An 8,000-nucleotide genomic window follows, 5' to 3' on the forward strand; every position below is an offset into this window, starting at 1 on the left:
AGACTTATAGTCAAAACATCGATAATGACTATAAAAGCTCTAGTATTAACAGCAACAAATCTGAAGAGTAAAGCCTTATCGCTAGATAACGCTTATTTTTCTTTAATGGAGAGAAATCAATGGCTCGTATTGCCGGCGTAAACATTCCGGATAATAAGCATGCTGTTATTTCACTAACTTACATCTTTGGTGTAGGTCGTACCACTGCTCAGAAAATCTTAGAAGCAGTTGGCATCGCCCCTACTACTAAAGTCAGTCAGTTAGATGATACACAGTTAGATGCTATCCGTGCACAAGTTGCAAACTACATGACTGAAGGTGACCTTCGTCGTGAAGTTTCAATGAACATCAAGCGTTTAGTTGATCTTGGTTGTTACCGTGGCATCCGTCATCGTCGTAACCTACCAGTTAGAGGTCAGAACACCAAGAACAACGCTCGTACTCGTAAGGGTCCGACACGCCCTCTCAAAAGATAATTAACTTAGGAAGCTAAAAGATGGCAAAAGACACTCGCAGTCGCAAAAAGGTGGCTCGTCGTTCAGTATCGGAGGGCATTGCCCATATCCATGCGTCTTTTAATAACACCATTGTTACGATTACCGATCGTCAAGGTAATGCATTGGCTTGGGCCACTTCAGGTGGACAAGGCTTCCGTGGTTCACGTAAATCTACACCATTTGCAGCTCAGGTTGCAGCTGAAGTCGCTGGTAAAGCGGCCCAAGAATATGGTGTTAAGAATATCGATGTTTTGGTCAAAGGACCAGGACCGGGTCGTGAGTCTGCGGTAAGAGCACTAGGTGCATTGGGTTATAAAGTTAACAGCATCTCTGATGTAACCCCAATCCCACACAATGGTTGCCGTGCGCCGAAAAAGCGCCGCGTCTAATATTAAAGACGAAGCTTTTTACATTAAAAGCTTATAGGAGACATAACAATGGCCCGCTATATTGGACCAAAACTGAAATTATCACGTCGTGAAGGTACGGATTTAGGCCTTAAGTCTGGCGTTAAACCGTATGACGTAAAAACGAAGAAAGCTGGTCGTCCACCAGGTCAGCATGGCGTAAGCCGTAACAAGACCTCAGAATATGCTCTACAGTTGCGTGAAAAGCAAAAAGTTAAGCGTATTTATGGTGTACTAGAGCGTCAATTCGCGAACTACTATAAAGAAGCTGCTCGTAAGCGTGGCGCTACTGGTGAAAACCTACTAGCAATGCTTGAGAGTCGTCTAGATAACGTTGTATATCGCATGGGCTTTGGCTCAACTCGCGCAGAAGCACGTCAGCTAGTCAGTCATCGTACTGTTATGGTAAAAAAAGCTGGCCGTGATGAGTTTGTTCGTGTGAACATTCCTTCAATTCAGCTTCAAGATGGTGATGTCATCGCTATCCAAGAGAAATCTCGCGAACAACTACGTATTAAAAACGCTATCGAATTAGCGACACAACGTGGTATTCCAGAATGGCTTGATGTTGACCACAGCAAACTACAAGGCACATTTAAACATGCGCCTGATCGTATTGATCTACCTGCTGAAATCAACGAAAGCTTGATCGTTGAGCTATACTCTAAGTAATGACGTAATGCTCAATGTTATGAAAATGGCATTGAGCAATTAACGTTAATTAAACCAGTTTAATAAATCGAGGTGACATCATGATGCTAAATGCAACTGAGTTTCTAACGCCGAATGCCATTAATGTGGATACGGTTAACGAAACGATTGCGAAAGTCACGCTCGAACCGTTAGAACGCGGCTTTGGGCATACCCTAGGTAATGCTCTGCGTCGCATCTTGTTATCTTCATTACCTGGTGCTGCAGTCATTGAAGCTGAGATTGATGGTGTTGACCATGAATACTCAACGCTTGAAGGCCTGCAAGAAGACGTACTTGATTTGCTTTTGAACCTAAAAGGCTTAGCAATTACCCTTCATGACCAAAATGAAGTATTTTTGACCTTGGATAAACAAGGTCCAGGCACTATTACTGCTGCAGACATCGCGTTGCCGCACAATGTTGACATCATCAATCCAGAATTGGTCTTGGGTACATTGAGCGATCGTGGTCATCTTAAGATGCGTTTGCGTGTAGTGATGGGTCGTGGATATGAGCCAGCAAACCAGCGCCGTGAAGATGGTGATACTAAAGCAATTGGACGCTTAAAGCTTGATGCAAGTTTTAGTCCTGTGCTTCGTGTTGCTTATCAGGTTGAGAACGCTCGTGTAGAGCAGCGTACTGATCTTGATCGTCTTATCATTGAGCTTGAAACTAATGGCACTATAGATCCAGAAGAAGCAATTCGTAAAGCAGCCACTATTTTACAACAACAGATTTCTATCTTTGTTGACCTAGAAGCTGAAGAAGCGCCTGAGCCTGTGAAAGAGAAAGAAGAGGTTGATCCGGTGCTATTACGCCCTGTGGACGATCTTGAACTAACGGTTCGCTCAGCCAACTGCTTGAAAGCTGAAAACATTTACTATATCGGTGATTTGGTACAGCGTTCAGAGACTGAACTTCTAAAAACCCCAAATCTTGGTAAGAAATCATTGACAGAAATCAAGGACGTATTAGCGTCTAAAGATTTAGAGCTCGGTATGCGCCTAGATAACTGGCCACCAGCTGATTTACGTGTTGATGATCGCTTTTCTTATCGTAGCCGTTAAACTTTAAGGATTTTTGACTATGCGCCATCGTAAGAGTGGAGTCAAGCTGGGTCGTACCGGCAGTCATCGTAAGGCAATGTTTCAGAACATGACTAACTCATTATTTGAGCATGAACTGATCAAAACAACTTTACCAAAAGCTAAAGAACTACGTCGCGTTGCCGAGCCATTGATCACTATGGCTAAAGAAGACAGCGTTGCTAACCGTCGTTTAGCATTCAGCCGTATGCGTAGCAAAGCTATGGTAGGCAAATTATTTGGCACGTTAGGTCCTCGTTACCAGACGCGTCCAGGTGGTTATTTGCGTATCGTAAAATGCGGTTACCGTGATGGTGACAATGCGCCAATGGCTTATGTAGAATTGGTTGATCGCGACTAATTTTGCACCTAAGACATATTCCATAAAAAAGCTCCAATTGAATTGGAGCTTTTTTTTGTCTTAAATTTGACTAAATATACTAGTAGCTTTTTAAAGCAATAATTAGCTGCTTAGAGTAATAACGAATCGACATTGGCCGCACCTTGCCTGATAACTTCAGGAACGCTGCTAGTCATATCCACGATAGTAGTAAGCTTAGTTGTCTTTATACCTGCATTGATGAGACCGTCGATTTGATTGCCTAGCAAATCTTCAATCTCAAATGGGTCATCCAAAATATCGTCTCGATTAGGCAAAATCAGTGAGCTGGTTAAGATAGGTTCATCCATCGCTTCTAATAATGCTTGAGCAATGGGGTTACTAGGTACACGGATACCAATGGTTTTTTTCTTTGCATGCGCCAGTTTTTTCGGTACGTCTTTGGTGGCAGTAAGAATAAAAGTAATTGGAGCAGGGGTATGGGCTTTCAGCTGTTTAAATTGCACATTATCAACTGTTGCATAATTGGCAATTTCACTCAGGTCGCGGCACAGCAAGGTAAATTGATGCTTATCATCGAGTTCACGGATTTGCTTAAGCTTCGCTAGGGCATCCTTTGCACCCAACCGGCAACCAAAAGCATAACTGGTATCAGTTGGGTAAATAATTAGCTGATCTTTGCGCAATAGGTCAGCGGCTTGCTCAATGAGACGTGGCTGCGGATTATCGGGATGAATATAGAAGACTTCCATAGTGGTTCCTTATTTTATAATTATTGGTTTTTAATTGAGACAAATTTTTCATTAGTTAGATGTGGTTCAATCACTGGATATATTAGAAGAACTATTCTAGAACTAAAGCAGATCGATATCTTTAAAATACCACTTCAGTTATCAGTATAGCTCAAAGTAGATATAAGTTTAGTGGTAAGGCGTTACCAACCGTAGAAAATCGTTAATAAGTAGGGAAGCTTAGTAATTTGAATTAAGCGTTGATTTCAGATGAAGAGGTGCAAGCGCTAAGTAACGCAGTCAGCAAAGTCTTAGCGTCACGCGGCAGAGTATGAGGTTTGGCTATGTAGCTTTCTACTTGCCGATAGACATCAATAGCAAAGGTACTACTACTAGTGTCGAAGTCGGCAAACAAGTTATCTTGTGAGACTTGAAAATTTCGTCCACACGCCAAGGTGAATAGACACTCTAATGCTTGAGGTTTGATTTCTACACGCTCAAACGCTTGTTGCTGCGCTGCTGATCGTCCATCTGGAGCATACCAGTAGCCAAAGTCAGATAGTTGTCTACGAGCGTCACCAGCTACGCACCAATGGCTTAGCTCTAGTAAACTCTTAACTATAAATGTACATTACTAAGTTATTGATTGATAAAGAAGTAATTGTAATGATGTAAAATCAGCTTCTTGATAAAAAAATGTACAATATTCCTCATAAAAGGAGATATTGTACATTAAGTGAGTCATTGGAATTATCACTTTTCAAAGCACTAAGAAGCTTATATTAGCCGTGTATATACAATCGAGACATATCAATATTTTATTTTTGATGAATAGATCGGGACTTTTTGTTGGTTCTTCTCTTAGTAGATATTCTTTGTTTTTTCAATAAAATTGGGAAGGCTAGAATATTTACTATAGTTATCATCGGCTGAATAGTAGCCTGATGAATATACTTCACATGACTGCTTTGAAATTTTAAAATTAAGTAAGTATGAATTTGCAATATGTAGTTAATAAACTAATTATCCCTTAACGTAGAAAAATCTGTATGCATTAATGTTTCTAAAGCTATTCTAGCCGTAGGAGGAGGATTCGTAATCATCTCTTGATAATTAACTTCTAAGTTTTTTAGAAACATCTCTGATATCGGTCGACCTGAAAAATCATCAAAGCTAGGTGAAAAATGTATACCTATAGCTTCACACATAGCCTTTTCTAAGCCTTGAGGTCTTGCTTCAACCAATTGAAATAGCTCTTGCTCTTCACTTGTTCTACCACATTCAGTATACCAGTAACCATAGTCATCTAATTTGCGTCGTTTTTGCCCTGCCAAACAGTAATGAGCAATTTCATGTAATAGGCTTCTTGGGTAGTTTTCTTTAAAAAAGATCTTCGCATTTGTATCTGCTTTTGGCGCTTCATAGTAGGGTTCATCTACTCCACCAATTATGGTTAGAGTAGGAAACAGATGTTCAAATAAAATTTTTAGTTTGTTACACAAATGATCGTCATTCATAGGAATACTTTTAAGGCATCTTAATAGCCGTAATATGAGAAAAATAAAGCTTTAGAGAGGCTTTATTCATAGATTGTATTTGAGCTAAACAGGAACAAGATTAAGCTATTTATTAGATCTTTTCACTAATCTTATATGTGGAGAATCTGCTAACTCTCTTTGAAGTTCAAAATTCTGTCTTAGAATGTTAAGATAATCTTGCATTATAATGTCATATTCTTCTTTTATCATGTCGTATTTCAAATTAGCTTTTATTTTGAGCTCTTTTTCATGTTTTAACTTAGTAGAAGTATTAGGTTTTTCTTGAGCACGATTTTTGCGTTCTTCTTCCGCTTTTGTTATTGCTTCGCAAAGTTCTGGATATCTCTCATTACGGACATACCCTTTTCCTTTACCTGCCTCTCTACCTACAGCGTCTCTAGTAAACTTAAACCGTGATGACTTTGTATTGACAATTTTGGCTGTACCATCTTGTAGACGATTCAAAGCATCCCAATAAGCCTGTTCTGCCTGGCTAGTTTTCATGTTATTTCTCTTGATTTACTTCTAATACTGAAAGAAGACTGTCTATTTTTTTAATACTCACTTCGTATTCATGATGAACACGCTTTGGAATATCTAAAGTGAGTTGAGACTTATAAAAATCTTTAGTTTGTAGCAAAATACTTTTGGATTCTGGTGAAAACACCGCATTTTCACAGCTAATACAAGCAGATGCCAATACACCAGCACCTTTATCACAAGGTTTAATAGACATACATCCGCCAACTAAAGTAGATCGATAACGAATTTTGCCATTTTTGACTGCTTTCTTAGTACTATTTCTATTATCTAAGAACTTAGGAAGCTTATTCTCTACTTTTCTTTTTTGTAGATTTTTACCAGCTGCACCAGTTAGTGTCACCCCGCTATCTAACAATTCATGCAAACTATCTGACTCTACTCTTGCTTGGGCCTCCTGCCATTCCTTTTCCATAGCTTTGACTTCAGGGCCGTTGCCTAAAATATTTATCGCTCTAGAGTTTGAGTCCGTGTAATAGACTGTCATCATCATGCTTATATGTTTTAGCTGGGATTTAAGGGTAGGATATGAAACATAACCACTAGAAGCAGCATACACGGCTAAGGAGCGTCTAAACTGATGAAAGCCTAAAGGCCAAGGCTCACCTAATTTAATATTATTAGGTATTTCATCGCCGTATAAAAATTGACTGACTTCCTTTAAGTCTTGTTCTGAAATCAATAAGTGCTCTGATGACATTATTTTTTGAATGAGGTTGCTATTTAAGGCAGTTGTTGCATAATCAAAATGCGGATGAGGCTTTCCAGATTTCCCATTTTCAATTGAAAAAAACAACGGTAACTTACTCTCATCTTCTTCCACCTGACTCTTATTAGCAGACCAGTTCAAAGCTCCTTGAGTGATAAATTTAGCTGCTTCAAAAGCTTCTTCAACAATTGAACCTGTTACCCATTTTGTAAATCTTGGTACTCCATTACTTTCCAATTTTGTTGTAGTTGACCATACTACAGGTATATTTCCAGTATCGGAATGAATATGTCTTAGCCCGTTGAAAGGGATAGATAGTAATTCATTTTTACGCATACCTGTAAACGCAGCTATAACAAAAGCGCTTTTCATCTGTATTTGACCTAGGCTGATTGTTAAACTTAACCAACTAGCATTCTTGATGATGTTTAAATCTGTTAATTCTGCTAAAATATTAGTTAGCTTTTTATCTGCCTTTAAGGCAGTTTTCCAATAAAATGAGACTAAACTTGTTTGTGATTTATTAAGCTTACTTATGGGCATACTCTGATCTAGTCTTAAAGCTTCATCCCTTACTTTAGTACGTGCAGAAAAAACATATGATATCTTCTCAGCATGCTTATTAAAAATCTGTAAGCTTTCAATGGTATCTTTTAGCAGGTTCTGATAAATGCGTGAAGGGATAATCATAGTTTGAAGACCTTGAGAGGTTTCAGGGAAAGACTTTCTAGTTTTTCTTAAACTGCTTGAAAATTCTTCTGAAGGTTGTATATTGCACCAAAAATTGTTTCGATTTAAAACAGATGCTGTATCAATAAACCTTTGTATCTTGCCTAAATACAAGCCTATTTGTTTCTCTGCAGAGCTGTTAGTTACTAAGAAACAGATTGCATTAGGGTCAGCAAATACGTTATCAAGTTCAATATTATTGTTTACACAGTAACTAATCAGAAAAGATATAGCGACTAAGTCGCCATTCAATTTTGACATAGAACATCCATTCATTTCACAAATCCAATTGAGTGCAAATACTTTCAAAAACTTAACTGCTGATTTGAATTCTCTGCCGTCGGTATTAATAGATGAGGATAGGTTCTTAATTTTAGTTCTAAAGTTAATAGTCCTCATTAAACTACTAGTAGCACTATAGTCCCAAATATCGTCAGAGAATAATGATAAAGCATCTCCACTCTTGGAAAGCGTTATAACCAAACTAGATGATGGGTTCTCGATTAGGTCTTTAGATATTGGTTGTATCTCTTTAACAAGGGGTTCACGCATCATTATTTTGGTCATAAACTTAAGCTTTTTCTGTTAGATTCTGAGGCTACAGTGAGAAAATTTATATGCTCATCCCAATACTCATTATAAATTTGCATTTTTAACCCCACTCTCAACTTGAAATAAGCAAATCAAACTGAAGAGGCGGATTACCAAGTTTTTTGTTGAGTACAAAGCAC

Annotated in this window: 9 protein-coding genes and 1 pseudogene; 5 read left to right on the forward strand and 5 right to left on the reverse strand. The window is 38.5% G+C overall.

From position 1 onward, the window contains the following. Positions 1-119: 119 nt before the first annotated feature. The 5 genes from rpsM (at position 120) to rplQ (ending at position 3,043) form a co-directional block, all read left to right on the forward strand. The gene (rpsM, locus tag QO187_RS12540; protein WP_021813384.1) at positions 120-476 is read left to right on the forward strand and encodes a 30S ribosomal protein S13; all 357 of its coding nucleotides are present in this window, start codon (positions 120-122) and stop codon (positions 474-476) included. 20 nt (positions 477-496) lie between these two features. Next, complete coding sequence (gene rpsK, locus QO187_RS12545) at positions 497-886, forward strand: 30S ribosomal protein S11 (protein ID WP_010196728.1); 390 nt, start codon at positions 497-499, stop codon at positions 884-886. 48 nt (positions 887-934) lie between these two features. After that, positions 935-1,576, forward strand: a complete 642-nt coding sequence (gene rpsD, locus QO187_RS12550; RefSeq protein WP_057758723.1) for a 30S ribosomal protein S4 — start codon at positions 935-937, stop codon at positions 1,574-1,576. An 80-nt stretch (positions 1,577-1,656) separates the two neighbouring features. Continuing rightward, positions 1,657-2,664, forward strand: coding sequence for a DNA-directed RNA polymerase subunit alpha (gene rpoA, locus QO187_RS12555; protein WP_021813386.1), 1,008 nt, complete (start codon positions 1,657-1,659; stop codon positions 2,662-2,664). Between the two features lie 19 nt (positions 2,665-2,683). Then, entirely contained in the window at positions 2,684-3,043 is a 360-nt protein-coding gene (gene rplQ / locus QO187_RS12560) for a 50S ribosomal protein L17 (protein ID WP_021813387.1), read from the forward strand. 110 nt (positions 3,044-3,153) lie between these two features. Here rplQ and QO187_RS12565 read toward each other — a convergent pair whose 3' ends face one another. The 5 genes and pseudogenes from QO187_RS12565 to QO187_RS12585 form a co-directional block, all read right to left on the reverse strand. Then, the gene (locus QO187_RS12565; protein ID WP_102094159.1) at positions 3,154-3,774 is read right to left on the reverse strand and encodes an L-threonylcarbamoyladenylate synthase; all 621 of its coding nucleotides are present in this window, start codon (positions 3,772-3,774) and stop codon (positions 3,154-3,156) included. A 232-nt stretch (positions 3,775-4,006) separates the two neighbouring features. After that, positions 4,007-4,378: pseudogene (locus QO187_RS12570) on the reverse strand (elongation factor P hydroxylase); the annotation flags it as partial. A gap of 394 nt (positions 4,379-4,772) precedes the next feature. Beyond that, on the reverse strand, positions 4,773-5,270 hold the full coding sequence (locus tag QO187_RS12575) for an elongation factor P hydroxylase (RefSeq protein WP_102094158.1): 498 nt from the start codon (positions 5,268-5,270) through the stop codon (positions 4,773-4,775). A gap of 105 nt (positions 5,271-5,375) precedes the next feature. Then, positions 5,376-5,795, reverse strand: a complete 420-nt coding sequence (locus QO187_RS12580) for a hypothetical protein (RefSeq protein WP_057758729.1) — start codon at positions 5,793-5,795, stop codon at positions 5,376-5,378. Position 5,796: 1 nt separating this feature from the next. Then, positions 5,797-7,836 carry a hypothetical protein gene (locus tag QO187_RS12585; RefSeq protein WP_201578570.1) on the reverse strand — a complete coding sequence of 680 codons (2,040 nt, stop codon included), beginning with the start codon at positions 7,834-7,836 and terminating at the stop codon, positions 5,797-5,799. Positions 7,837-8,000 lie beyond the last annotated feature (164 nt).

It is taken from the genome of Psychrobacter sp. Arc9, assembly GCF_041431295.1.
Classification (GTDB): Bacteria; Pseudomonadota; Gammaproteobacteria; order Pseudomonadales; family Moraxellaceae; genus Psychrobacter.